We start from the raw sequence: 22,756 nt of genomic DNA, 5'->3' as shown, positions 1-22,756 counted from the left end.
CCCCTGCTCGGCAAAATGCGGTAACAGGGGTCCCCTGCTACCACCCAACCCCTGCCGTGTCGTTGGCGGTCTCCTGGACGGCGGCGCCGACCAGGGGCGAGGAGGTGAACGCGCGGGCAACCCGGGCGAGCTGCTCGACCTCGCGTACCTCGTCGAGGGCCGGGTCGGGCGGGCCGGGCAGCTCCGGGCGGCACGGGCGGACGTCGGCGCGCATCGCGGCCAGCGCGGCCCGCAGCTTGGCGGCCTCGACCACGGCGGCGAGGTCGTCGCCGCCGAGGCCGTCGGCCTCCGCGCGCTGGCGGGCCCGGTCGCCGACGGCTTCGCTGAGGTACGGCCGCAGCACCAGTCGGGCGTCGTAGATCTCGATCACCCGACGGTGCAGCCGGTCCGCCGGCCACCACGAGCGCCGGTCATGGGCGAGGCGCACGGCCGGTACGGCGGCGCAGAGCGCGGCCCAGAGCGGACGCAACTGCCGGAGCAGCCGGATCCGATGGGCGGTGCCGGGCACGGCGGCGAGCCGGGGACCCCAGGCGGGCATGGTGAGTCCGCCGATGACCAGCAGTGCTCCGGTGCTGGCGGCGATCGGCACGAGCCATTCCAGCCGGGGCAGGTCGTCCCAGCAGAGGGCGGCGACCACGTCGCGGACACGGGCCAGGGTGTACACCAGCCCGAGGGCGGCGCCGACCGCCGTGGTGCGCAGCCCTCGGCGCAGCCAGCCGGGGCCGACCAGCCGGGCGTACGGCCAGCAGATGCGGATGATGTCGACCAGCCCGGCGGAGAAGGCGGCGAGGTACATCAGCAGGTAGGCGGCGAGCTGTGGCCGGTTGGCGTAGGTGGCCACGAAGTCGGTGCTGTGCGTGTCGGTCGGGCCGATGCCGCAGAACAGCGCCCCGAGCACCAGGACGACCACGGCCAGGGCGACCAGCCGGTACCGGCTGTGCCGGCCGGCCCGCTCGGGCGGGTTGGTCCACCAGAGCAGCAGGACCTGGATGCTGGTGGAGAAGCCGACCACGCAGAGGTGGGCGATGAGGGCGGCGATGTTCTCGACGCCGATGGCCCGGTCGGCGAGCGCCCAGACGGCCGGCGTGGAGACGGTGAAGGTCAGCGCCAGCAGGGCGAACGTGCCGGTGACCGCGTGTCGGGCCGGGTTGCCGGTGCCGTCGCGCAGGGTGGTGGCCAGCCGTACGCCGGCCGTCGTCCAGGCCAGGACGGCCAGCCCCGGGTAGAGGATGTCGTGCACGGCTCACGGCCCGCCGAGGGACTGCCGGATCCGGTCGACGACGGCCGCGGTCGAGGGGTCCGCGTCGACGGTGGGCGGGGTCTTCCGGCGGGCGGCGTGTTTGCGGAGCAGTCCGGCGATGACCTCGGCCTCCCATTCGGCCCGCTCGCCGTAGCCGGGCACCCGGCCGAGCACCGAGGTGACCATGTCGGGGTCGAGGGTCGGCATGAGCAGGCGGGTCAGGTCGCTGGCGTCGACCGGTCGGGCGGCGTGCCCGGCGAGCAGGTGGCCCAGCTCGTGGGCGACGATGTGCCGCTGGTGCAGTGGGCTGGTGCGGTTGTCGTACGCGACGTAGTGGCTCTGCGGCGTGGAGATCACGATGCCGCAGGGCGCGTCGGTGGGCAGGGGCAGGGGGAGGAGTTGGATCGGCCGGTCGAGGCGTTCGGCCACGGCACCGCAGAGCGCCGCGCTGTCGGCCGTCGCCGGGACCCGGATACCGCTGGTGAGGCGCGTCAACCGTCGTTTGGCACGCCACCCGGTCATGACGCTCCGTCCTCCGTCGTCCCGGTCTCCCGCCCGGCCAGCCCCTCCAGTTCCAGGCAGCGGTCCACCATCTGCTGGATGACCTGTTGACTGGCAGGGGAGAGCCCCTTGTGCTGGAGCACGGTACGCAGCGACACGTGCTGGACCTGGAGTTTGCGCAGCGCGTCCAGGGTGCGGAGGTCGGCGATCGTGTGTCGGGCGTGTTCGTCGTCGAAGAAGTACGCCGGGCTCACCCCGAAGAACTGGGCCAGCGCTTCGATGTGCTCTTTGGTGGGATTCGTCCGGCGACCTGTGCGTAATTGCCAGATATATACGTCGGAAATGGATCCCCCGGCTGCCCGAACTGCGCTCGCCACATCCTTGTTGCTGTGCGGGTTGTCGCGGCCCGCCGGCCGGATCGTGTCGAAGAGCAGGTTGAGCCGGTCTGCGAACGACGTGCCGCCCTCGGCTGTGCTGCTCAAGGCGTTCCACCTCCGCGATCCGGAAAAGCTCAGGTTAATTGCTGTTCGCCAGACATTAACGTCAGTTGACGCCTTCCGCGCATCCATCGTAAGCTCATCGATGTTGGCGGGTAGCTGGACCTTGGTCGCCATCTCTCATGCCGGTTCCGCGTCTGGGGGGATTAGCGTGCCGGCCCGGGTAATGCAGAGGCCGGCATCCACGGGGGGAGATGCCGGCCTCTGCCACGCACCTTAGCGACGCGCCCCGGTCGGTGCAACGGGTGGCGGGAGATTTGCCATCGTCGTTGGCCCATCCGTCCGTCGGGGGCGTTCCGATCCCGTCCGGGGTGCGGCCGGACGGGATTCGACGACTCTTCGGCGCGAGGGCCGGCGACTCGGCGGCCAAGGGGCCGGTGGCCCGGCTTCGACGACCGTCACGAGGGCTCTGACCTGGGTGGGACGGCGCTCCGGGCGTACCGGAGAATGGCCGGGTGACGACGATCCCGAACGTGCTCGCCAACCGGTACGCCTCACCCGAGCTGGTCGCCCTCTGGTCCCCGGAGGAGAAGGTACGCATGGAACGGCGGCTCTGGCTCGCCGTGCTCCGGGCGCAGCGCGACCTCGGCATCGCAGTGCCGGACGGCGTGGTCGAGGCGTACGAGCGGGTGTTGCCGGACGTCGACCTGGCCTCGATCGCGGCCCGGGAGCGGGTCACCCGGCACGACGTGAAGGCCCGGATCGAGGAGTTCAGCGCGCTCGCCGGGCACGAGCACGTGCACAAGGGGATGACCTCGCGGGACCTCACCGAGAACGTCGAGCAGCTCCAGGTCCGTCGCTCGCTGGAGCTGATCCGGGACCGGGTGGTGGCCGCGCTGGCCCGGCTCGCCTGGCTCGCCCACGAGCACTCCGGCCTGGTGATGACCGGCCGGTCGCACAACGTCGCCGCGCAGGCGACCACGCTGGGCAAGCGCTTCGCGTCGGCCGCCGAGGAACTGCTGATCGCGTACGAGCGGCTGGCAGACCTGATCGACTGGTACCCGCTGCGGGGCATCAAGGGCCCGGTGGGCACCGCCGCCGACCAGCTGGACCTCTTCGACGGGGACGCGGAGAAGGTCGCCGAGCTGGAGCGGCGGGTGGCCGAGCACCTCGGGTTCAGCCGGGTGCTGGACAGCGTCGGGCAGGTCTACCCGCGTTCGATCGACGTGGCGGTGCTCGCCGCGCTCTCCCAGGTGGCCGCGGCGCCGTCGTCGCTGGCCACCACGATCCGGCTGATGGTCGGCCAGGAGTTGGCCACCGAGGGCTTCAAGCCGGGTCAGGTCGGCTCCAGCGCCATGCCGCACAAGATGAACACCCGGTCCAGCGAGCGGGTCAACGGCTTCGCGGTGATCATCCGGGGTTACCTGTCGATGGTCGGCGAGCTGGCCGGCGACCAGTGGAACGAGGGGGACGTGTCCTGCTCGGTGGTGCGCCGGGTGGCCCTGCCGGACGCCTTCTTCGCCGCCGACGGGCTGTTCCAGACCTTCCTCACCGTGTTGGACGAGTTCGGGGCGTACCCGGCGGTGATCGACCGGGAGCTGGAGCGCTTCCTGCCGTTCCTGGCCACCACGAAGATCCTGGTGGCGGCGGTACGCCGGGGGGTGGGCCGGGAGGCGGCGCACGAGGCGATCAAGGAGCACGCGGTCGCGGTGGCGCTGGCCATGCGGGAGCGGGGGGTCGCCGGGAACGACCTGTTCGACCGGCTCGCCGCCGATGCCCGGCTCGGCCTCACCCGGGCCGAGATCGACGCCCTGGTCGCCGACCGGGCCGCCTTCGTCGGTGCCGCCGAGGCCCAGGTCGCCTCGGTCACCGCCCGGATCACGAAGATCGTGACCCAGCACCCCGAAGCCGCCACCTACTCCCCACCCCCCATCCTCTGACGTTCGCGTTGATCAAGGAGTTTGCGTCAGGTTCCGGCGCTCCCGGTGACGCAACTTCCTGATCAACCGCGACAAGGCGGACGGGTCAGGAGCGGGGGGTGGGGGTTTCGGCGGCGGAGGAGAGGTTCGGGGCGCTGGGCGGTTCGGCGATGCCGCCGGGAGCCTCCGCGATGCCCGCCTCCTGGGCCGTGCCCGCCGCGACCACCGGCTGGTCGGGGGGCATGGGTTCGGGCGCCCGGGCTACGACGACCACTGCCGTCCCGTAGGCGCACACCTCCATCCACATCTCGCCACAGTCGCGGCTGTCGAACCGCATCCCCAGCACGGCGTTCGCGCCGAGGCGGCGGGCCTCCTCGCCGAGCCGGGCCACCGAGTCGGTACGCCAGCGGGTCAGGTTGTCCGGCGCCATCGGGTCGTACGCGCCGCCGCGCAGGTTCTTCACACCCTCGCGGTAGGGGTTCCGCGTCCTGGCCATCGATGACACCACTTCGCCGAGGACCTGGCGGATCTCGTAGCCGGGCAGCGTATCCGTCGTCACGACCAGCACGTCATCGATGCTGGCATCCGCCCCGGCGGGCGGTTCGTGAGCTGTGTTCACCTCGCCGCATGCTGCGAAACGACGCGGCGCGGACGGCCGGCGCGAGCCGGGCCGTCCGCACCGAGTCGGTACGGCGGGTCAGAAGGCGGTCACCAGGGTCAGATTCCGGTGATCGAGGTGATCCACGCCCGGTTGTACGCGACGCTGCCGTAGTTCTGGATGTTGAAGCCGTTGGCGGTGGAGGCGACGCCGACCTGAAGGCCGTTGTAGAACTGCGGGCCGCCCGAGTCGCCCCGCCAGGCGTTGCCGTTGATCCGGGTGCTCTGGATCGCCTGGCCGCCGTACGCGTCGGTGGTGAGGCCGGTCACCTGGACGCTGGCGGTCTTGAGCTGGCTGGAGGCGGAGCAGCCGCTGTAGCAGGTCATGCCCCAGCCGTAGATGCTGTTGGTGGAGCCGTTGGGCGGGTTGCTGCTGGCCAGCGAGACGTACGAGGTGCTGACCGGGCTGGACAGCCGCATCAGCGCCAGGTCGTAGCGGGTGTGGGTGGCGCTGATGGTGCGGGTGGTGCCGCCGGAGGCGTAGTAGACGCTGCCGATCCGGACCGACATCGAGCCGCTGACGCAGTGCCGCGCGGTGAGCACCCAGTCGGCGGAGATGACACTGCCGGAGCAGGTGAACGAGCCGTTGCTGAACACTGCGGCGGCCCACGGCGCGGAGGAGACGTATCCCCCACCGATGATGTACGGGGTGACCGGGGCCGGGTCGGCGGCCGCCGCGGGCGAGCCGAAGCCGATCATGCCGACGAAGGCGGCGCTGAGCGCGGCGACGAGGGAGCGGATTCGCATGGCGGGGGACTCCTTCACGGGGGTTGCGGGAACCGGGTCGGGAGAGCCGTCGACGGGGCTGCCGGACGGCGGGCTTGCCATCGATATCTGTCGACGTACCGTAGGGGCGCGGCGCGTCCACCGACAAGAGTGTTATCGATATCGATAGATACATATCAGGCTGCCCGGGCGCTCCCCGGGCGGACGACCCGCCACGGCCGGCGCGACCCGTCCGGTGCTGGCCCCCGGCCGTTGCGCTCGGTAATATGGATCATCGCGCCTGCTGCGGCCGGCCGGTGCGTCCGGACCGCTTCCTGCCAGGTAGGCTGGCTGCGCTCGCCCGTTCAGGGTCGGCACCCAACTGCGTACACAGTCAGGAGTGCCCAGTGCCTCGCGTCGTCGTCGACGTCATGCTCAAGCCCGAGATTCTCGATCCGCAGGGCCAGGCCGTCGCAAACGCGCTGCCACGGCTCGGCGTCACTGATGTCGCCTCCGTCCGGATCGGTCGGCGTGTCGAGATCGAGTTCACCGGTGAACCGGACCTGGACCGGGCTCGGGAAATCGCCGACAAGCTGCTCGCCAACCCGGTCATCGAGGACTTCACCGTCCGTCTGGTCGAGGCCGACGACGCCGTGGAAGCCCGGCCGTGACCGCCCGCGTCGGTGTGGTGACCTTCCCCGGCTCGCTCGACGACGGGGACGCCGCCCGGGCCGTCCGGATCGCCGGCGGTGAGCCGGTCCGACTCTGGCACGGCGACGCCGACCTGCACGGCGTCGACGCCGTGGTGCTGCCTGGTGGCTTCTCCTACGGCGACTACCTGCGCTGCGGGGCGATTGCCCGGTTCGCCCCGGTGATGGAGACGATCGTGGACGCCGCCCGGGGCGGGCTTCCCGTCCTCGGCATCTGCAACGGCTTCCAGATCCTCTGCGAGGCGCACCTGCTCCCCGGCGCGCTCACCCGCAACCAGCACCTGCACTTCCGCAACCGGGACCAGGTTCTGCGGATCGAGACGACCGGCACCGCCTGGACGAACACGTACCAGACCGGTCAGGAGATCCTGATCCCGGTCAAGAACGGTGAGGGCTGCTACGTCGCCGACGCGGCCACCCTGGACCGGCTCGAGGGCGAGGGACAGGTCGTCGCCCGCTACCTCGGCGGCAACCCGAACGGGTCGCAGCGGGACATCGCCGCGATCACCAACTCCGCCGGCAACGTGGTCGGCATCATGCCGCACCCGGAGCACGCGGTGGAGGCGCTCACCGGCCCGTCCCTGGACGGCCTCGGCTTCTTCACCTCGGTCCTCAAGCACCTGGTGGGAGCGCCGGCGTGAGCCAGCCCCACCGGATCATCGGTCGGCTCAGCCACCCCCGACGCGGTGGCCACGAGCGCAGCGAGGAGAGGTCATGACCACCCACCCGGACCCGGCGGCGCACCCCAACACGGGCGCCCCGGCCGAGCCGCGTCCGGTGGCCGACGCCCCGGCCAGCCCCGCCACCCCCGCCGGGCCGTTCGGTCGGCTCGACACCGTGCCGCGGGCCGCGGACACCGCGGGTGAGTTGCAGCCCTACGCCGAGCTGGGGCTCCGGGACGACGAGTACGAGCGGATCCGGCAGATCCTCGACCGTCGCCCCACCCAGTCCGAGCTGGCCATGTACTCGATCATGTGGAGCGAGCACTGCTCCTACAAGTCGAGCAAGGTGCACCTGCGCCAGTTCGGCGAGAAGGCCCCGCCGAGCGACCGGCTGCTCGCCGGCATCGGTGAGAACGCGGGCGTGGTCCAGGTCTCCGACAAGCTGGCGGTGACCTTCAAGGTCGAGTCGCACAACCACCCGAGCTTCGTCGAGCCGTACCAGGGCGCGGCGACCGGCGTCGGCGGCATCGTCCGGGACATCCTCGCCATGGGCGCCCGCCCGGTCGCGGTGATGGACCCGCTGCGCTTCGGCGCGGCCGACCACCCCGACACCGCCCGGGTGCTGCCCGGCGTGGTGGCCGGCGTCGGCGGCTACGGCAACTGCCTCGGCCTGCCCAACATCGGCGGCGAGGTGGTCTTCGACCCCTGCTACCAGGGCAACCCTCTGGTCAACGCGCTCTGCCTCGGCGTGCTGCCGGTCGACCGGCTGCAGAAGAAGGAGGCCGCCGGCCCCGGCAACGTCGTGGTGCTGATGGGCGCCAAGACCGGCCGGGACGGCATCGGCGGCGTGTCGGTGCTGGCCAGCGCCACCTTCGACGAGGGCAGCGAGCAGCGCCGCCCGTCGGTACAGGTCGGTGACCCGTTCATCGAGAAGCTGCTCATCGAGGCCTGCCTGGAGCTGTACGACGCCGAGCTGGTCGTCGGCATCCAGGACCTCGGCGGCGCCGGGCTGACCTGCGCGCTCACCGAGACCGCCGCGGCGGCCGGCACCGGCATGCGGGTCTGGCTGGAGCGGGTGCCGCTGCGCGAGCCCTCCATGGAGCCGCACGAGATCCTGGCCAGCGAGTCCCAGGAGCGGATGCTCCTGGTGGTCGAGCCGGAGAAGCTCGAGGCGGTGCTGAAGACCTGTGACAAGTGGGGCGTGCTCGCCACCGCGATCGGCGAGGTCACTCCGCCGGCCGAGGACGGTCGCCCGGGCCGGCTGCTGATCACCTGGCGCGACCAGCTCGTGGTGGACGTGCCGCCCGGCTCACTGGTCGACGATGGGCCGGTCTACGCCCGCCCGATGCGGGAGCCGGCCGACCTGATCCTGCTCCAGGCCGACCGGGCCGAGACGCTGCCCCGACCGGCCACGCCGGACGCGCTGCGGGAAACCCTGTTCCGCATGATCGCCTCGCCCAACCTCTGCGACCGCACCTGGGTCACCGAGCAGTACGACCGGTACGTGCTGGGCAACACCGTGCTCGCCCAGCCGGAGGACTCCGGCGTGATCCGGATCGACGAGCGCTCCGGGCTCGGCGTCGCCCTCTCGGTCGACGGCAACGGCCGGTACGCCCGCCTGGACCCGTACCAGGGCACCAAGCTGGCGCTCGCCGAGGCGTACCGGAACGTGGCGGTGACCGGCGCGAAGCCGATCGCCGTGACCAACTGCCTCAACTTCGGCTCGCCGGAGGACCCGGGCGTGATGTGGCAGTTCGCCGAGGCCGTGCGCGGCCTGGCGGACGGCTGCCAGGAGCTGGGCATCCCGGTGACCGGCGGCAACGTCAGCTTCTACAACCAGACCGGCGCGGCGGCCATCCACCCGACCCCGGTGGTCGGCGTGCTCGGCATCCTGGACGACGTCGCCGAGCGGGTGCCGATGGGCTTCGCGCTCCGGCCGGCCGGCGAGCACGACCTGATCTTCCTGCTCGGCGAGACCCGCAACGAGCTGTCCGGCTCGGAGTGGGCCTGGGTGACCCACGGTCACCTCGGCGGCGTACCGCCCCGGGTCGACCTGGCCCGTGAGCAGGCGCTGGGTGACCTGCTGGCCGAGGCCGCCCGGGTCGGGCACCTCAACTCCGCGCACGACCTCTCCGACGGCGGTCTCGCGCAGAGCCTGGTCGAGTCCTGCCTGCGGCGCGGCGTTGGCGCGCGGATCGCCCTGCCGGACCGGTTCACCACCGGTTCGCTGCCGTTCGTCTACCTCTTCAGCGAGTCCGCCGCGCGGGCCGTCGTCTCGGTGCCGCGTGGGCACGAGAAGGCGTTCACCGCCCTCTGCGCCGAGCGTGGGGTGCCGGTGGAGGCGATCGGGGTCACCGACTCGACCGCCGGCGTGCTGGAGGTGCGTGGGCAGTTCGAGATCGGCCTGGACGAGCTGCGAGACGCGTACACCGCGACCCTGCCGCAGCTCTTCGGCGGTGCCGAGGTGGTCGACGTGCCCGCCCCGGCGACCGGGGTGGCCGGGGCCGTCGAGGCGGTACCGGTGGCCGAGATGGCACCGATCGGCGGCACGCCGGCCGGGCCGACCGCCTCGGGTGAGGCTGCCGGTTCCGTGCCGACGGTCGCCGGCTCCGTGCCGACGGGTGATCTCGAGGCCGCGTCGGCCGGCGGGACCACGCCGGCCACCGAGCGCGCCGCGACCGGGGCCGACCCGGTCGACCGCGCCCCGGTGCCGACCGAGGCCGAGCCGGCGGCGGACGCCCACAGCAAGCCGACGGCTGCCGGCGACGGCACTGCTGCGGTGGACGCCCAGGGCGCTTCCGCAGCCGACGGCGACACCGAGGGGTCCGGAGAGAACGCCAGCACCGACCGGCGCTGAGGCGGTGTCCGCGCCGGTCTTCACCCAACCCGGTTCGGGGGCCCGGTTCGACTGGGGCCTCGCCGGGGCGGCGGAACTGGGCCGGGTCTGCGCTGTCCTGGTGGTGGTGGACGTGCTCTCCTTCACCACCTCGGTGGAGGTGGCGGTCGCCCGAGGGGTCCGGGTCCACCCGTTCCCCTGGGGAGAGCAGGCCGCCGACTACGCCCGCCGGATGGGCGCGGCGGTCGCGGTGGGTCGACGGCAGACGAGCCGGGACAATCCGTGGTCGCTCTCCCCGGCGGCGCTGCGGACCGCGCCGGCCGTGCCCGACCTGGTGTTGCCATCCCCGAACGGCTCGGCGATCTGCGCGGCGGCCAGCGCGACCGGTCGGCCGGTGGTGGCGGCCTGCCTGCGTAACGCCGCCGCCGTCGGGCGCTGGCTGCGCGAGCAGGGGTACGGCACCGTCGACGCGCCGATCGGGGTGGTCGCCTCGGGCGAGCGCTGGCCGGACGGCTCGCTGCGCCCCTCCGTGGAGGACCAGTTGGGCGCGGCGTGCGTGCTCGACGAGCTCTCCGGCGTCCCGGGCGGGCTCTCCGTGGAGGCGGCGATGGCCCTCGCCGCGCTGGCGAGCACCCCCGACGTGCCGGCCGCCGTGCGGGGCTGTGTGTCCGGGCGGGAACTCATCGAGCAGGGGTTCGGCGATGACGTGGAGATCGCGGTGGAGGTCGGCGTCTCCCCGGTGATTCCGCTCCTACGCCAGAACAGTTTCTCCCCCGCCGGACCCCACTCTTCTTGATCGACGCGATGGGGTGGCGGAGGGGCAAGAGGGGTCGGAAACGTACGAGCGGCTGACCCCTGTCGGGGACAGCCGCTCGTCGGGTCGTCGGGTGGTCAGTCGTCCAGCCAGTCCAACCGGCGACCGCCGCGGTCCTGCTGCGGGGGCTGGCCGTCTCGGCCCCGACCGCCCTGGTGTTGGTCGTAGTCGCCGTAGCCGCCGCTCTGCTGCTGGCCGTATCCGCCGTAGCCGCCCTGCTGCGTGGCGTCCTGGCCGCCGTATCCGCCGTGCTGCGGGTCCTGGCCGTAGCCGCCGCTCTGTTGGCTGCCGTATCCGCTCTGCTGGTCGTAGCCGCCGCCGGAGCCGTAGCCGCCGCTCTGCTGCTGGCCGTATCCGCCGTAGCCGCCCTGCTGCGTGGCGTCCTGGCCGCCGTATCCGCCGTGCTGCGGGTCCTGGCCGTAGCCGCCGCTCTGTTGGCTGCCGTATCCGCTCTGCTGGTCGTAGCCACCACCGGAGCCGTAGCCGCCGGTCGGCTCCTGGCCCCGGCCGTAGCCCGGGTCCTGGCCGTAGCCGCCGTCGGCCGGCTGGTAGGTCGAGGTGGGGTACGGGTCGGCGGCCGGGGTGTAGGCCTGCGTGCCCTCGGTGTAGCGCCCGGTCGGCTCGTCGTACCGCTCGCCGTAGCCGCCACCCTGGTTCGGCGGGGTGTAGCCACTGCCCTGGGCGCCGTAGTCCTGCTGGCCGCCGTACCCGGCGCCGGACGACGGGGCACCGTACGGACTGCCGGACGAGGGAGCGTTGCCGTAGCCGCTGCCAGAGGAGGGGGCACTGCCGTACGGACTGCCGGACGACGGGGCGTTGCCGTAGCCGCTGCCAGAGGAGGGCGCGTTGCCGTAGCCGCTGCCGGAGGTGTTGCCGTAACCGCTGGCACCGTAGCCACCGGCCACCTGGGTGGGGGCCGCGTCGTCGTAGCCGGCACCGGCCCAACCGCCCTGGCTGGCCGAGCCGTAGCCCTGCCCGGCCTGCGGCGGCGGAGCGCCGTACGGGTCCGGCGGGACGTCGTCGACGAGCGGCCGGTTGTGCATCATCGTCGGCGCGTCCGCGATGGAGGCACCACCCACCCGGGTCGCGTCGGGGCCGACCCGGTTCACCACCCGGGTCGCGTCGTCCATGCCGCCGCGGTACGCCCCGCGGGCAGCCGGGGTCGCACCGGCCGCCGCGGCGCCAACGCCATCGACGTCCTCGTCCTCCGGGTTCTCCCGGCGCCTCATCCAGAGCAGCACGATGGTGCCGACGCCGATGGCCACGAAGAGGCCGCCAAGAATGATCAACAGCCAGGAGCCGAACCCGCCGGAGTCCTCCTCGGCGGCGTTGGTCGCCGCTCCGGGGCTGGCGCCGGACTCCTCGGTGGTCTCCTCGGTCGGGTCCTCCGTCGGCACCGTCTCCTCGGAGGCACCCGGCGTGGGGGTGGCGGTCGCCTCGACGGGCAGGGCGAGCGAGAGCCGCTGTCCGGTCACGCTCTGTCCGGCGCCGGCGTTGATCGTGACAGTCTTGCGGACGTCGCCGACGCTCGCACCAAGAACGATCGCGCCGGGGGTGATCGGCTTCGAGGTGGAGCCGTCGAACCGCCAGTCGCCGTCCTCGTCGGTGGTGGTCGTGTACTGGTGACGCTGCGAGTCCATCAGCGCCACGGTGGCGTTGGGCACCGGCTTGTTGTTGGTGGAGTTGGTCACCTTGCCGGAGACCCGCCGCACGGTCTGGTCTTGCGGGGGCGTGGTGGGCGCGGCCCCGACCAGCGTGACGCTGGTGCTGGCCTCCTTGCTGTCGCCCGACCCGACGGCGTCGGTCGCCCGGACGGTGATTACCGCAGTGCCGCTGCTCGCGTTGGAGGCCAGCTGGAACGTGGCCTCCTGCCGGCCGCCATCGGTGATCCGGCTGAAGGAGCAGCCGTCGATGCAGGTCAACTTCCCGTTGTTCGAGGAGACCTGGACATTCGCCGGCATGGGCTCGCCGCCGAAGTCGAGCGAGAACCGGACCTTGGTGGTCTTGCCCGCCTCGACCGAACTCGGCGACGCCGACACGTTGTTGATGTCCGGGGCGGCCAGGGCGGGTGTGGCGGGGACCGCGATCAGGGCGCCGGCAACCAGCGCTACGACCACACCGGCCCGCTGCTTCCAGGCACGTCGGTGTGTTGACACGTCCACCGCCTTCCGGTCTGACTTCCCCGCCGGCGGAACCGGGCCGGGGATCATCACGGTTTGAAATATGCCGTCGGCAACTATGCCTTGTCGGGCCGGATGTGCGCGACCCAGGGCCAGAGTCCCCAACCCTACTGGCGAGTCGTATCGTCCCGTCGTGTCCTCTCCGCACATAAAGTCCGCCGTGGTCACGGCGGCGCTCACGGCGCTCGACGACGGGCGTACGCCTGAACGTCCGGTCCTCCGGGAGGCGGTCCGGACGCTGCTGGCCGTCCTCGCGGAGCGCGCCCCCGGCCGATCGGTGGAGGTTCGGGTTCCACCGTACGGCGCGATCCAGTGCATCGCCGGGCCACGACACACCCGCGGTACGCCACCGAACGTGGTGGAGATGTCACCCGAGGTGTGGTTGGGGCTTGCCTCGGGGCGGCTCGAATGGGGCGCGGCGGTCACGGAGGGTCGCGTTCGGGTGAGTGGTGTCCGGGCGGACCTCGCCGCCCATCTGCCGCTGGAGCTGGGATGATCACCATCCGTCGATGACCGTTAGGTACCGGTTCGTGACTGTCGGTATTGCTATGCGCTCGCGTACACTGTGAGTCGACGACGTCCCGGCAGACCGCGCGGATCCACGTGCGCGACAGACCACCCCACCAGTCAGAACAGCAACGAGGGAGCGGCAGGTGCCCCGAGGCGACGGCCGGCTGAGCCACGACCTGGACCCGCAGCGACCCGGCCCCCAGGACGCCTGTGGCGTCTTCGGGGTCTGGGCTCCGGGCGAGGAGGTCGCCAATCTCACCTACTTCGGGTTGTATGCGTTGCAGCACCGTGGCCAGGAGGCGGCGGGCATCGCGGTGAGCGACGGCTCCAGCGTCGTGGTCTACAAGGACCTCGGCCTGGTCGCCCAGGTCTTCGACGAGCCGACCCTGGCCAGCCTCCGTGGCCACCTGGCCATCGGGCACACCCGTTACTCGACCACCGGTGGCTCGACCTGGGAGAACGCCCAGCCGACCATCCGGTCCACCAGCGCCGGCACGACGGTCGCCCTGGCCCACAACGGCAACCTGGTGAACACCGCCGACCTCCAGCGCGAGGTCGCCGAACGGGGCCTCGGGTCGGACGGCTCGACCAACGACACCTCCCTGGTGACGATGTTGCTGGCCAGTTACCCCGACCTCTCCGTCGAGGCGGCGGCGCTGAAGGTGCTGCCTCAGCTGCGCGGGGCGTTCAGCTTCGTCTTCATGGACGAGGCGACCCTCTACGCGGCCCGGGACCCGCACGGCGTACGTCCGCTGGTGCTCGGCCGGCTGGAGCGGGGCTGGGTGGTCGCCAGCGAGACCGCCGCCCTGGACATCGTCGGCGCGAGCGTGGTGCGCGAGGTCGAGCCCGGCGAGCTGATCGCCATCGACGCCGAGGGGCTCCGGTCCAGCCGGTTCGCCGCGCCGGAGCCGAAGGGCTGCCTCTTCGAGTACGTCTACATCGCCCGCCCCGACGCCAACCTCGCCGGGCGGAATGTGTACGCCACCCGGGTGCAGATCGGCCGGCAGTTGGCCAAGGAACACCCGGTCGAGGCGGATCTGGTCATTCCCGTGCCGGAGTCCGGCACCCCGGCCGCGATCGGGTACGCCGAACAGTCCGGCATCACGTACGGCGCCGGCCTGATGAAGAACCCGTACGTCGGGCGTACCTTCATCCAGCCCTCGCAGACCCTGCGCCAGCTCGGCATCCGGCTCAAGCTTAACCCGCTGCGGGAGAACGTCCGCGGCAAGCGGATCGTCGTGGTGGACGACTCGATCGTGCGGGGCAACACCCAGCGGGCGATCGTGCGGATGCTGCGCGAGGCGGGTGCGCTGGAGGTGCACGTACGCATTTCCTCACCGCCGGTGAGCTGGCCCTGCTTCTACGGCATCGACTTCGCCACCCGGGCCGAACTGCTGGCCAACGGGCTGGACAACGAGGGCATCCGCCGCTCGATCGGCGCCGACACCCTGGGGTACGTCTCGTTGCCCGGGTTGATCGCCGCGACCGAGCAGCCGAAGACCCGACTCTGCCGGGCTTGTTTCGACGGGGAGTACCCGATCGAGCTGCCGGCGGGCAACCTGATCGGTAAGCACGTGCTCGAAGGCGTGGGACGTCGGGTCACCGGCGCCACGCCGGAGGCCACCCGTCCCGCGCCCCGGGGCGCGGAGCCCGGGGGCACTCCGCCACTCGCCGCCACTCCGGGCGGCGCGACCGTACACCGCCCATAGGCACGATCCGGCGCGGCGCGCCGGTGGCAGTGATCGACGGGTCGACCGGACCCGCCGCGGTGTCGGCACCGCGAGGACCACAAAGGGGAGAACCGTGACGCACGTGTCCGAGCGCAGCGGCGCAGCAGGCAGCAGCCCGACCGGCGCCGGTGGCGACCGTCAGCCCTGGACGGCCGGGACGGGTCGTCCGACCCGCAAGCGGTCGACGTCGTACGCGGACGCCGGGGTCTCGATCGAGGCCGGCGACCGCGCGGTGGAGCTGCTCAAGTCCAAGGTGCGGCAGACCCGGCGGCCCGAGGTGCTGGGCGACCTGGGCGGCTTCGCCGGCCTGTTCCGGCTGGACACGAAGAAGTACACGAACCCGATCCTGGCCTCGTCCACCGACGGGGTCGGCACCAAGCTGGTCATCGCCCAGCAGCTCGACATCCACGACACGATCGGCATCGACCTGGTCGCGATGGTCGTCGACGACCTGGTGGCGTGCGGGGCCGAGCCGCTGTTCCTGCTCGACTACATCGCCTGTGGCGAGGTCGTCCCGGACCGGGTCGCCGAGATCGGGGCCGGCATCGCCGACGGCTGCCGGTACGCCGGCTGCGCGCTGCTCGGGGGCGAGACCGCCGAGCACCCGGGGTGCTCCGGCCCGACGAGTACGACGTCTCCGCGACCGGCGTCGGCGTGGTCGAGGAGAGCAACATCCTCGGTCCGGACCGGGTCGAGGTGGGCGACGTGGTGATCGCGATGCGTTCGTCCGGTCTGCACTCCAACGGGTACTCCCTGGTCCGGCACGTGCTGCTCGGCGCGGGGCGGATGCGGCTGGACGTGGTGATCGAGGACTTCGGCCGGCAGCGCACCCTCGGCGAGGAGCTGCTCACCCCCACCAAGATCTACGCGCAGGACTGCCTGAAGCTGATCGCCGAGGCCGAGGTGCGGGCCATCGCCCACGTCACCGGTGGCGGCATCCCCGGCAACCTGGTGCGGATCCTGCCGGAGACCGTCGACGCGGTGGTCGACCGGGCCACCTGGAAGCCGCAGCCGATCTTCGACCTCATCCAGGCCAAGGGCCGGATCGAGGACCCGGAGATGGAGGCCACCTTCAACATGGGCGTCGGCATGTTCGCGATCGTCTCCGCCGAGGACGCCGACCGGGCGCTGGCCACCCTGGCCGGCCGGGGCGTCGACGCCTGGCAGGCCGGCGAGATCATCGAGGGCACCGGCAACGTGCGGATGGTGGGTCAGCACACCCGGGGGTGACCGCCACCTCGGGATGATCAGTCGTACACCCGATGAGGGGTTCACCCGAGCAGCCATCGCCGCCTAGCCTGAAGGTCCCTCAGGACGTCGAAGGAGAGCGATGGCTGCCCGGCAGCGGACGTTCAGCGGGATGCGCGGGATCGCCGCCGTCCCGACGTACGTCGTCATGCAGCCGACCACGCTCTGCAACCTGGACTGCCACTACTGTTACCTACCGCTGCGGGCGGCGGACCGTCGGATGCCGGTTGCCGTAGCCGAGGCGGTGGCCCGGGCGGTCGACCCCTGGGCCGACCGGGGGCGGTTCTCGGTGGTGTGGCACGGCGGGGAGCCGCTCGCGGCCGGCCGGGAGCACCTCGCCGCGCTGATCGCGCCCTTCGGCCCGCAGGTCGAGCACCACGTCCAGACCAACGCCACGATGATCGACGACGACTGGTGCGCGTTCTTCGCCGAGCACCGGGTGCGGGTCAGCGTGAGCGTGGACGGCGGGCGGGAGCGCAACGCCGAGCGGGTCACCCGGGGCGGGCGGCCGGCGTACGACCGGATCGTGCGCGGGGTGGCGGCGCTGCGCCGGCACGGGCTGCCCTTCTCCGCGCTCGCGGTGGTCAGCCGACCGGAGCCCGGGCTCGCCACCGAGCTGTACGACTACTTCCTCGACCTGGGCTGCGACGTGCTCGGGGTGAACATCGAGGAGACCGAGGGGGTGAACGTCCGGGGCAACGCCCGGGACGCCGTCACGGTGACCGCCTTCTGGGCCGAGCTGGTCGCCGCCTGGCGGCGTGACCCGCGTATCCATCTCCGAGAGGTGGAGTGGTCCCTGCGGTACGCCTCGGCGGTCCTGGCCGGGACGGCCGACGACGTGCTGCCCCGGCGACTGGACCCGATCCCCACCGTCGGGTACGACGGTTCGGTGACCCTGCTCTCCCCCGAGCTGGCCGGCTTCTCCGACCCCCGCTACGGGGACTTCAGCAGCGGAAACGTGCTGGACACCCCACTGACCCAGATCCTGGCCGACGCGGAGCGGGCGTCCTGGGTGGGTGAGTTCCTCGACGGTGTCGAGGCGTGCCGCGCCTCGTGCCCGTACTTCGGCTTCTGCGGCGGCGGTCACGCCGCCAACCGCTACTTCGAGCAGGGGCGTTTCGACGGTACGGAGACCGAGCACTGCCGCAACAGCAAGATCCGCCTACTGGAGGGAGTGTTGGAACATGCCCGAGACCACCAGTCACCGGCTGCCTGAGCCGGTCGGAGGGAAGCCCGTCGACCCGATCGCGGAGCGGGTACGCGAAGCCGAGGCGGGCCTTACCGCGCTGCTCCATGAGGCCGAGACGGCACGCCGGTCACGGACGGAGGTCTCGGGCAGCGACGGGGCCAGCGCGGTGTGCGCGTGGAACCACTTCGAGAACATCCCGACGTTCTACAACTGGAACAACCGGCCCAGGTGAGGGCACGGAAGGCCGATCAAGGACCTGCCTGGGCAGACCGGATGGCCGGCACGGCAGGTCCTTGATCGTCAGTTGGTACGCCGGGTCCCCTTGGGCACATACGCGAGCACGCGGGCCTTACCGCGTGCTCGTACGTGACCGTGGGTCAGCGGGCAGGACGGACCCAGGGATCCGAGTCGTCGTCCGGATGGTCCTCGTCGTCGTCGTCGACGTACTCTTTGTAGTCGTCGTCGAAGTCGTGGTCCGACTTACCGCTGCCGCCGAGTTCTCGCTGCAAGGCGGCGAGGTCGGTGTTCGGGGAGTGGTACTTCAACTCCCGTGCGACCTTTGTCTGCTTGGCCTTAGCACGGCCGCGCCCCATGGCTCGACCCCCTCGCACAGAATTCGGGGCAGCCCGAAGGCGGGCCCCGATGACGTCAGGCATCTCTCGTAGCTCTTACGGTACATGGGGATGCCCACGTTCGGCACCTCGGGTTACCGTCGACCGGCCTGCGCGTCGCAGTCAACCAGCCGTTACGAAGTGTACCCGGTAAGGAGTGCCATCGGACGCGAGCGTGACGCTCGTCGACGCGGCCCCGCCAGCAAGGCGTCAGCTCCGTGCCCGGCCGGGCCGGCCGTCGCCCCGGCACGGGTCCGGGGTCGGCGTCGCGCCGGATCCGGGGGCCTGGTGGGCACCGGATCCGGCGAACGTTCACATACGTGCCGAACGGCTTGTCCGGGGCGGTCGACCCGCACCCGCAGCCCCGGGGAGCCGACGGTTCAGGGCAGGAGGATCGTCCGGAGCCGCCCGACGTCGGCCATGCGCCGCTCGGCGAGCCGGTCCGCCGCCTCCGCCGGGGGCACCCCCTCGGCGTCGGCGAGCTGGAGGATCTCCCGGGTGGTGTCGTAGATCCGGGTGGCCCGTAGCTTGGCCCGCTCGAAGTTGAAGCCCTCGATCTCGTCGGCCACCTGGATCACCCCGCCGGCGTTCACCACGTAGTCGGGGGCGTAGAGGACGTCCCGCTCGGCGAGGAGCTTCTCGATGCCCGGGTGGGCGAGCTGGTTGTTGGCCGCCCCGGCGACCACCTTCGCCCGCAGCGCCGGCACCGTGTCGTCGTTCAGGGCGCCGCCGAGGGCGCACGGGGCGTACACGTCGATGTCGGCCGTGATCAGCGCGGTGGCGTCGGCGACCAGCTCGACCTGCGGGTAGGTCTGCCGGGCCCACTCGCGGGCCTGCGGGTTGACGTCGGTGGCCACCACCCGGGCCCCGTCGTCGATCAGGTGGCCGGTGAGGTGGCGGCCGACCTTGCCCAGCCCGGCCACGCCGACGGTGCGCCCGGCCAGCGACGGGGTGCCCCAGACGTGCTCGGCGGCGGCCCGCATGCCCTGGTACACGCCCCAGGCGGTGAGGACGGAGGAGTCGCCGGCCCCGCCGTGCGCCACGCTGCGGCCGGTGACGAAGCGGGTCTCCCGGGAGATCACGTCCATGTCGGCGACGTAGGTGCCCACGTCACAGGCGGTGTAGTAACGGCCGTGCAGCGACTCCACGAAGCGGCCGTAGGCGCGCAGCAGCGCCTCGCTCTTGATCCGCTCCGGGTCGCCCCAGATGACTGCCTTGCCTCCGCCGAGGTCGAGCCCGGCCAGCGCGTTCTTGTACGCCATGCCGCGGGACAGGTCGAGCACGTCGGCGAGGGCCTCGGCCTCACTGGCGTACGGGTAGAAGCGTGTCCCGCCGAGTGCGGGGCCCAGCGCGGTGGAGTAGATCGCGATGATCGCCCTCAGCCCGGTCTGCTTGTCCTGGCAGAAGACGACCTGTTCGTGTCCGGACGACCCTGGGTCGTCACTGCTCGCGAATACGCCCATGACTGCTCCTGGTCTCGGTGTGTGTCCTTGTGGGACACGGAACCTGGCGGTGGCCGGCGGGATGTGGCCGACCTGCCGAGCCTAGTACTCGATCGTCACCGTGGCGCCTCCCACAGTTGCGCGGATCAGGGACGTCGACGCGGTCCGGCCGGGCTTTCGTGGGAGGATCGCGCCGTGCCGTCGCTCTTCGCCTCATACCTACGTGTGTACGAGCCGCTTACCGCGTTCGACCGGGATCGCCAGGCCTACTGGCGCCGGTACGCGCAGGAGGGGCGGGCGGTGACCCCCCAGGAGGGGCCGGTCCGGCAGCGGACAGCGGTGATCGAGGCGCTCGGCGCGGGCTGGACCCGCCTGCCCGACCTGCCGGACGAGGCGTACCTGCTGGAGACCGGCGAGGGGATGCTGGTCTGCCCGTGGAACCTGCGGATCCGGGTGGCCGAGGCGGCGCTCAGCGCGCGGGACGGGGTGCCGGCGGTGCTCGCCGACGCGTTCGTCCCGCCGGTGCTGGCCGGTCAGGCGAAGGCCGCGGTGGAGGACTGGCGCAGCGGTGCCCGGGTGCTGGAGCACGGGGTGCCCCGACTGCACGAGCAGATCGCCACCTGGGGCGTGCCGCTGCGCTGGTTCGTCCTCGTCGACCCGCCGGAGCGGGAGTTGGTGGTCGAGCCGGGGCAGCGGATGCTGCGGTACCGGACGGAGATCTCCAAGGCGCGGCGACGCTCCTCGCGGGCCCTGTCCGTGCTGCGTAAGTCGGTGGGAGAGGCTCCGATCACCCAGGCTGTGGAGGAGGTCGCCCGCTGGTTGGAGGAGTTCCATCCCCGGTCGATGGTGGAGCTGGACTACGGCGGCCTGGTCGACCGACTTTCCGAGGAGACGCTCCGGGGGGACGACTCGCCGGCCCTGGTCGGGGCGGGGCTCGCCGGACTGGCCCGAGGGGAGGCCGAGGAGGCCTCGGCAGCGTACGACAAGCTGGTCGCCCGGTGGCGGGCGATACAGCTCCTGGAAAGGTGCAATTAGCACCAAAGTCCCCCAGCAAGGGCCACAAATCGGAGCTACCTTCGTAGTTGGCGCATCACGAACCGTGATCATGAGTCCGAATAAGGTGGGTTCTGGGGCGTAAAGGTCGTATAAATCGGGCATGGTTCATCCGTCCGTCTAGGGACCTTCGGCCGTTCGGCCCATGTCGGACATCGGGGACTAGCCGGACCATGGGAGACGCGTCGGCCGGCGGGACCCCGGCCGATGTCTATACATGTGGAGGAGTGACCGATGGCATCGCGAACGCACGAACCAGAGCCGCTGCTTACACCGGCCGAGGTGGCGTCGATGTTCCGTGTCGACCCGAAGACCGTGACCCGGTGGGCGAAGGCGGGCAAGCTCAGTGCGATCCGCACCTTGGGCGGGCACCGTCGTTACCGCGAGTCGGAGGTACGCGCCCTGCTCCAGGGGCAGATTCCCCAGCAACGCCAGGGAGACTGACCCGGACGGCGACAGAGACGTTTCAGATAAGGGGCGGCGGACGAGGGTCCGCCGCCCCTTATCGTGTCCGGGCCCCTTCCCCGCCCCCGGCCGGGCCGACTCGTCGGTGGACGTGGCTCCGGGCCGGCGCGCTGGGCCCGGCTCCGGGCCGGCGGTGGACGTGGCTCCGGGCTGGCGCGCTGGGCCCGGCTTCGGGCTGGCGGTGGACGTGGCTCCGGGCCGATGGTGGACGCGGGCGGCGTGCGGTCAGCCCAGGGTCACCCGTACGCCCACCGTGCCCTGCTCGCCCCGGCGCAGCCGGCTGCCGAGCAGGGTCAGCCGACCGAGCAGCCGGTACTTCTGCTTGAGTAGGCTCCGGATGCGCCGGGTCTCAAGCGGGCCGCAGAGGGTCGCGGAACCCTTGACCGCCGGACCGTGCGGATGTCCCCGGACGTCGCAGGGTGCCACGGTCACCATCGGGTTCCGTCGGATCCGCTTGACCTTGCCGGAGTCGGCGACCGTCCACAGGGCCAAGGCGTCGCCGTCGCGGACCGCCCAGACCGGGGTCGGCACCGCGCGACCGTCCCGCCGGTACGTGGTGAGCAGGACGTACTTCTCCGCCGCCAGGTCTTCGAGATCAGTCACGCCGCCACGATACGGCTGGTCAGGCCCTCTGGTACGCCGGATAGCGTGTTGCCTATGCGTGGCGAACCCCGGATCGGTGACGTCTTCGGCGAGATGCTCACCGACGCGTACGCGGTCCAGACAGGGACCGGGACCCGGCCGCTGGCGGGCGGGCGGCTGCCGCGTCCGGTCATCGAGATCATCGAGCGGGACGACGGGCTGATCAACGGCGCCCCGACCGCGCACTACTTCGCCGGCCCACCGGACTGGGAACCGTACGACCAGCGGGCGGTGGCCCGGGTCCAGGGGGCCACGCTGGACGTCGGAGTCGGCGCGGGCCGGGTCGCGCTGTTCCTCCAGAAGCAGGGGATCCCGGTCACCGGCCTGGACACCTCAGCCGGGGCGTTGGCGGTGTGTCGCCGACGTGGCGTACGGAACCTGGTGCACGCCACGGTGGACGCGCACGTCGCCGACGGGCGGCGGTACGACACGTTCCTGCTGCTCGGCAACAACGTCGGGCTGCTGGAGGGCCCGGAGCGGGCGCCCGCCTTCCTGGCCGCGCTGGCGGCGATGGCCCGGCCGGGAGCCCAGGTCATCGCCCAGGGCACCAACCCGTACGGCACCCGGGATCCGGTGCAGACCGGCTACCACGAGGAGAACCGACGGCAGGGCCGGCTCGGCGGCCAGCTGCGGCTGCGGCTGCGGTACCGGCAACTCGGCACCGACTGGTTCGACTACCTGGTCTGCTCGGCCGAGGAACTGGCCGCGATGGTCGACGGCACGCCCTGGCAGCTGGTCGACGTCGACGACCGCGACGCCCCGTACTACCTCGCCACCCTGCGCCTCGCCGCCTGAGGTGGTAGCAGGGGTCCCCTGTTACTCAAAAAGAGGTAACAGGGGACCCCTGCTCGTATGTCAGACCTGGACGGTCGGGGGGAGCTGTCGGGGCGGCAGGCCGCCGTCGCCGTCGACCACCTCGTCCGGGGTGCCGTCCTCGTCGATGTCGACCATGGTGATGTCCACCTTGCCGTCGTGGTCGGTGTCGAACTGGAACAGGTCGGCCCGGCCGTCACCGTCCGTGTCGATCACCCAGACGTCGGTCTGCCCGTCGTTGTTGGTGTCCGCGCGGAGCAGTTCCACCCGCTGGTCACCTCGGGTCTCGACGGTCTCCGGCGTGGCTTCGGTCGCCTCGTTCATCGATCGTCCCTTTCTTCGGCTGCGGGCGCAGTACCCGGTTTCGATTGCCCCCACGCATGACGGATGCT

General features: G+C 71.8%; 21 protein-coding genes and 2 pseudogenes. 13 read left to right on the top strand and 10 right to left on the bottom strand.

Annotated elements, in window-relative coordinates:
• Window positions 1-37 precede the first annotated feature (37 nt).
• Genes GA0074692_RS34940 through GA0074692_RS24170 form a run of 3 tightly spaced genes read right to left on the bottom strand, consistent with a single transcriptional unit; the run spans window position 38 to window position 2,223 of the window.
• On the bottom strand, window positions 38-1,240 hold the full coding sequence (locus GA0074692_RS34940; protein WP_091647860.1) for an MAB_1171c family putative transporter: 1,203 nt from the start codon (window positions 1,238-1,240) through the stop codon (window positions 38-40).
• Between the two features lie 3 nt (window positions 1,241-1,243).
• Entirely contained in the window at window positions 1,244-1,762 is a 519-nt protein-coding gene (locus GA0074692_RS24175; protein WP_091647857.1) for an ImmA/IrrE family metallo-endopeptidase, read from the bottom strand.
• Window positions 1,759-2,223: a helix-turn-helix domain-containing protein gene (locus tag GA0074692_RS24170; RefSeq protein ID WP_091647855.1), complete on the bottom strand. Its 465-nt coding sequence runs from the start codon at window positions 2,221-2,223 to the stop codon at window positions 1,759-1,761. Before GA0074692_RS24170 ends, GA0074692_RS24175 begins: the two co-directional genes overlap by 4 nt.
• Window positions 2,224-2,693: 470 nt before the next feature.
• Between GA0074692_RS24170 and purB the strand changes: the two genes are divergently transcribed.
• Window positions 2,694-4,118: an adenylosuccinate lyase gene (gene purB, locus GA0074692_RS24165; protein WP_091647853.1), complete on the top strand. Its 1,425-nt coding sequence runs from the start codon at window positions 2,694-2,696 to the stop codon at window positions 4,116-4,118.
• A gap of 85 nt (window positions 4,119-4,203) precedes the next feature.
• Here the strand turns inward: purB and GA0074692_RS24160 are convergent.
• Together GA0074692_RS24160 and GA0074692_RS24155 are read right to left on the bottom strand one after the other, a co-directional pair.
• A pseudogene (locus tag GA0074692_RS24160) lies at window positions 4,204-4,726 on the bottom strand (YbjQ family protein).
• A gap of 88 nt (window positions 4,727-4,814) precedes the next feature.
• Window positions 4,815-5,501 (bottom strand): S1 family peptidase, encoded by a 687-nt coding sequence (locus GA0074692_RS24155; RefSeq protein WP_091647851.1) that lies wholly within the window; start codon window positions 5,499-5,501, stop codon window positions 4,815-4,817.
• 365 nt (window positions 5,502-5,866) lie between these two features.
• Between GA0074692_RS24155 and purS the strand changes: the two genes are divergently transcribed.
• From purS to GA0074692_RS24135, 4 genes are all read left to right on the top strand, one after another.
• Entirely contained in the window at window positions 5,867-6,130 is a 264-nt protein-coding gene (purS, locus tag GA0074692_RS24150; protein ID WP_091647849.1) for a phosphoribosylformylglycinamidine synthase subunit PurS, read from the top strand.
• Window positions 6,127-6,810: a phosphoribosylformylglycinamidine synthase subunit PurQ gene (purQ, locus tag GA0074692_RS24145; RefSeq protein ID WP_091647848.1), complete on the top strand. Its 684-nt coding sequence runs from the start codon at window positions 6,127-6,129 to the stop codon at window positions 6,808-6,810. Before purS ends, purQ begins: the two co-directional genes overlap by 4 nt.
• Before the next feature lie 73 nt (window positions 6,811-6,883).
• The gene (gene purL, locus GA0074692_RS24140) at window positions 6,884-9,688 is read left to right on the top strand and encodes a phosphoribosylformylglycinamidine synthase subunit PurL (protein ID WP_091647846.1); all 2,805 of its coding nucleotides are present in this window, start codon (window positions 6,884-6,886) and stop codon (window positions 9,686-9,688) included.
• Between the two features lie 4 nt (window positions 9,689-9,692).
• Window positions 9,693-10,463 (top strand): 2-phosphosulfolactate phosphatase, encoded by a 771-nt coding sequence (locus GA0074692_RS24135; RefSeq protein ID WP_091647844.1) that lies wholly within the window; start codon window positions 9,693-9,695, stop codon window positions 10,461-10,463.
• A 95-nt stretch (window positions 10,464-10,558) separates the two neighbouring features.
• Here GA0074692_RS24135 and GA0074692_RS24130 read toward each other — a convergent pair whose 3' ends face one another.
• Window positions 10,559-12,691 carry a carboxypeptidase regulatory-like domain-containing protein gene (locus GA0074692_RS24130; protein WP_091647842.1) on the bottom strand — a complete coding sequence of 711 codons (2,133 nt, stop codon included), beginning with the start codon at window positions 12,689-12,691 and terminating at the stop codon, window positions 10,559-10,561.
• A 103-nt stretch (window positions 12,692-12,794) separates the two neighbouring features.
• Between GA0074692_RS24130 and GA0074692_RS24125 the strand changes: the two genes are divergently transcribed.
• The 5 genes and pseudogenes from GA0074692_RS24125 to amcA all read left to right on the top strand — a co-directional run bounded on the left by GA0074692_RS24125 (window position 12,795) and on the right by amcA (window position 17,570).
• On the top strand, window positions 12,795-13,157 hold the full coding sequence (locus tag GA0074692_RS24125; protein ID WP_091647840.1) for a sterol carrier family protein: 363 nt from the start codon (window positions 12,795-12,797) through the stop codon (window positions 13,155-13,157).
• Window positions 13,158-13,314: 157 nt separating this feature from the next.
• The gene (gene purF, locus GA0074692_RS24120; protein ID WP_091647837.1) at window positions 13,315-14,880 is read left to right on the top strand and encodes an amidophosphoribosyltransferase; all 1,566 of its coding nucleotides are present in this window, start codon (window positions 13,315-13,317) and stop codon (window positions 14,878-14,880) included.
• A gap of 94 nt (window positions 14,881-14,974) precedes the next feature.
• Window positions 14,975-16,131 (top strand): annotated as a pseudogene (gene purM / locus GA0074692_RS24115) (phosphoribosylformylglycinamidine cyclo-ligase).
• A gap of 130 nt (window positions 16,132-16,261) precedes the next feature.
• Window positions 16,262-17,365, top strand: a complete 1,104-nt coding sequence (amcB, locus tag GA0074692_RS24110) for a cyclophane-forming radical SAM peptide maturase AmcB (RefSeq protein ID WP_342672871.1) — start codon at window positions 16,262-16,264, stop codon at window positions 17,363-17,365.
• Complete coding sequence (amcA, locus tag GA0074692_RS24105) at window positions 17,334-17,570, top strand: multiple cyclophane-containing RiPP AmcA (protein WP_091647831.1); 237 nt, start codon at window positions 17,334-17,336, stop codon at window positions 17,568-17,570. Before amcB ends, amcA begins: the two co-directional genes overlap by 32 nt.
• A gap of 145 nt (window positions 17,571-17,715) precedes the next feature.
• Here the strand turns inward: amcA and GA0074692_RS24100 are convergent, their stop codons facing one another.
• Both GA0074692_RS24100 and GA0074692_RS24095 read right to left on the bottom strand, forming a co-directional pair.
• A complete protein-coding gene (locus GA0074692_RS24100; RefSeq protein ID WP_091647829.1) occupies window positions 17,716-17,931 on the bottom strand; it encodes a DUF3073 domain-containing protein in 216 nt (71 codons plus the stop codon).
• A gap of 398 nt (window positions 17,932-18,329) precedes the next feature.
• Window positions 18,330-19,412, bottom strand: coding sequence for a Glu/Leu/Phe/Val family dehydrogenase (locus tag GA0074692_RS24095; RefSeq protein ID WP_091647826.1), 1,083 nt, complete (start codon window positions 19,410-19,412; stop codon window positions 18,330-18,332).
• A 174-nt stretch (window positions 19,413-19,586) separates the two neighbouring features.
• Between GA0074692_RS24095 and GA0074692_RS24090 the strand changes: the two genes are divergently transcribed.
• Both GA0074692_RS24090 and GA0074692_RS24085 read left to right on the top strand, forming a co-directional pair.
• Window positions 19,587-20,426: a DUF8083 family protein gene (locus tag GA0074692_RS24090; protein ID WP_091647823.1), complete on the top strand. Its 840-nt coding sequence runs from the start codon at window positions 19,587-19,589 to the stop codon at window positions 20,424-20,426.
• 252 nt (window positions 20,427-20,678) lie between these two features.
• Window positions 20,679-20,888, top strand: coding sequence for a BldC family transcriptional regulator (locus GA0074692_RS24085; protein WP_007073996.1), 210 nt, complete (start codon window positions 20,679-20,681; stop codon window positions 20,886-20,888).
• Window positions 20,889-21,134: 246 nt separating this feature from the next.
• On the opposite strand, the gene GA0074692_RS24080 is transcribed toward GA0074692_RS24085, so the two are convergent.
• Window positions 21,135-21,512 carry a PPOX class F420-dependent oxidoreductase gene (locus GA0074692_RS24080; RefSeq protein ID WP_091647821.1) on the bottom strand — a complete coding sequence of 126 codons (378 nt, stop codon included), beginning with the start codon at window positions 21,510-21,512 and terminating at the stop codon, window positions 21,135-21,137.
• A 54-nt stretch (window positions 21,513-21,566) separates the two neighbouring features.
• Here GA0074692_RS24080 and GA0074692_RS24075 point away from each other — a divergent pair, with 54 nt between their 5' ends.
• On the top strand, window positions 21,567-22,346 hold the full coding sequence (locus GA0074692_RS24075) for a class I SAM-dependent methyltransferase (protein ID WP_091647819.1): 780 nt from the start codon (window positions 21,567-21,569) through the stop codon (window positions 22,344-22,346).
• Between the two features lie 60 nt (window positions 22,347-22,406).
• Here GA0074692_RS24075 and GA0074692_RS24070 read toward each other — a convergent pair whose 3' ends face one another.
• Window positions 22,407-22,688 carry a hypothetical protein gene (locus GA0074692_RS24070; RefSeq protein ID WP_091647816.1) on the bottom strand — a complete coding sequence of 94 codons (282 nt, stop codon included), beginning with the start codon at window positions 22,686-22,688 and terminating at the stop codon, window positions 22,407-22,409.
• Window positions 22,689-22,756: the final 68 nt, after the last annotated feature.

The sequence above is a fragment of the Micromonospora pallida genome (assembly GCF_900090325.1).
Classification (GTDB): Bacteria; Actinomycetota; Actinomycetes; order Mycobacteriales; family Micromonosporaceae; genus Micromonospora; species Micromonospora pallida.
This window is presented reverse-complemented; position numbering and strand designations above follow the sequence as displayed.

Bases quoted from the DNA above. Each gene is read 5' to 3' on its own strand.
- amcB (WP_342672871.1), top strand. From the start codon at position 16,262: ATGCGCGGGATCGCCGCCGTCCCGACGTACGTCGTCATGCAGCCGACC.
- GA0074692_RS24075 (WP_091647819.1), top strand. From the start codon at position 21,567: ATGCGTGGCGAACCCCGGATCGGTGACGTCTTCGGCGAGATGCTCACC.
- purL (WP_091647846.1), top strand. From the start codon at position 6,884: ATGACCACCCACCCGGACCCGGCGGCGCACCCCAACACGGGCGCCCCG.
- GA0074692_RS24100 (WP_091647829.1), bottom strand. From the start codon at position 17,931: ATGGGGCGCGGCCGTGCTAAGGCCAAGCAGACAAAGGTCGCACGGGAG.
- GA0074692_RS24175 (WP_091647857.1), bottom strand. From the start codon at position 1,762: ATGACCGGGTGGCGTGCCAAACGACGGTTGACGCGCCTCACCAGCGGT.
- GA0074692_RS24155 (WP_091647851.1), bottom strand. From the start codon at position 5,501: ATGCGAATCCGCTCCCTCGTCGCCGCGCTCAGCGCCGCCTTCGTCGGC.
- GA0074692_RS24095 (WP_091647826.1), bottom strand. From the start codon at position 19,412: ATGGGCGTATTCGCGAGCAGTGACGACCCAGGGTCGTCCGGACACGAA.
- GA0074692_RS24070 (WP_091647816.1), bottom strand. From the start codon at position 22,688: ATGAACGAGGCGACCGAAGCCACGCCGGAGACCGTCGAGACCCGAGGT.
- amcA (WP_091647831.1), top strand. From the start codon at position 17,334: ATGCCCGAGACCACCAGTCACCGGCTGCCTGAGCCGGTCGGAGGGAAG.
- GA0074692_RS24130 (WP_091647842.1), bottom strand. From the start codon at position 12,691: ATGATCCCCGGCCCGGTTCCGCCGGCGGGGAAGTCAGACCGGAAGGCG.
- GA0074692_RS24085 (WP_007073996.1), top strand. From the start codon at position 20,679: ATGGCATCGCGAACGCACGAACCAGAGCCGCTGCTTACACCGGCCGAG.